At 48.2% G+C, this 1,479-nt stretch carries 1 rRNA gene (cut by a window edge); it reads left to right on the top strand.

The features are described from left to right. The first annotated feature begins 18 nt into the window (after positions 1-18). Positions 19-1,479: ribosomal RNA gene (locus ABD005_RS17960) — 23S ribosomal RNA — on the top strand; it runs 1,464 nt beyond the window's last position.

The following is a 1,479-nucleotide window of genomic DNA, read 5'->3' as shown; positions in this document are numbered from 1 at the left end:
GACTACTTAGGGTTGTATGGTTAAGTGACTAAGCGTATGTGGTGGATGCCTTGGCAGTTAGAGGCGATGAAGGACGTGTTAATCTGCGATAAGCGAAGATAAGGTGATAAAAACCATTATAGTCTTCGATTTCCGAATGGGGAAACCCACTTAGCATAAGCTAGGTATCATTAACTGAATACATAGGTTAATGAGGCAAACCGGGAGAACTGAAACATCTAAGTACCCCGAGGAAAAGAAATCAACCGAGATTTCGTTAGTAGCGGCGAGCGAACGCGAATCAGCCCTTAAGCTTATTGGGCGCTAGTGGAATGTTCTGGAAAGGACAACGATACAGGGTGATAGTCCCGTACACAAAAGCCACCTTTAAGTGAAATCGAGTAGGACGGAGCACGTGAAACTTTGTCTGAATATGGGGGGACCATCCTCCAAGGCTAAATACTACTAACTGACCGATAGTGAACCAGTACCGTGAGGGAAAGGCGAAAAGAACCCCTGTGAGGGGAGTGAAATAGAACCTGAAACCGCATACGTACAAGCAGTGGGAGCTAGATTTAGTCTAGTGACTGCGTACCTTTTGTATAATGGGTCAGCGACTTATATTCTGTAGCAAGGTTAACCGATTAGGGGAGCCGTAGCGAAAGCGAGTGTTAACTGCGCGTTTAGTTGCAGGGTATAGACCCGAAACCCGGCGATCTACCCATGGGCAGGTTGAAGGTTGAGTAACATCAACTGGAGGACCGAACACACGTATGTTGAAAAATGCGGTGATGACTTGTGGGTCGGAGTGAAAGGCTAATCAAGCCGGGAGATAGCTGGTTCTCCCCGAAATCTATTTAGGTAGAGCCTCGCACGAACACCATTGGGGGTAGAGCACTGTTAAGGCTAGGGGGTCATCCCGACTTACCAACCCTTTGCAAACTCCGAATACCAATGAGTGATATGCGGGAGACACACTGCGGGTGCTAACGTCCGTTGTGAAGAGGGAAACAACCCAGACCGCCAGCTAAGGTCCCAAAGTACTAGTTAAGTGGGAAACGATGTGGAAAGGCATAGACAGCTAGGAGGTTGGCTTAGAAGCAGCCATCCTTTAAAGAAAGCGTAATAGCTCACTAGTCGAGTCGGTCTGCGCGGAAGATGTAACGGGGCTAAACTAGTCACCGAAGCTGCGGATTCATAGTTTACTATGAGTGGTAGGGGAGCGTTGTGTAAGCCGTTGAAGGTGAATTGAGAAGTTTGCTGGAGGTATCACAAGTGCGAATGCTGACATGAGTAACGATAAGGGGAGTGAAAAACTCCCCCGCCGAAAGACCAAGGTTTCCTGTCCCATGTTAATCAGGGCAGGGTAAGTCGGCCCCTAAGGCGAGACCGAAAGGTGTAGTCGATGGGAAACAGATTAATATTTCTGTACTTCTATATATTGCGAAGGAGGGACGGAGTAGGCTAGGTGAGCACGGCGTTGGTAGTCCGTGTGAAAGT

The sequence above is a fragment of the Colwellia asteriadis genome, assembly GCF_039523295.1.
Taxonomy (GTDB): domain Bacteria; phylum Pseudomonadota; class Gammaproteobacteria; order Enterobacterales; family Alteromonadaceae; genus Colwellia; species Colwellia asteriadis.
Note: the sequence above shows the minus strand (reverse complement) of the source record. Positions and strands in the feature narration are given on the sequence as shown.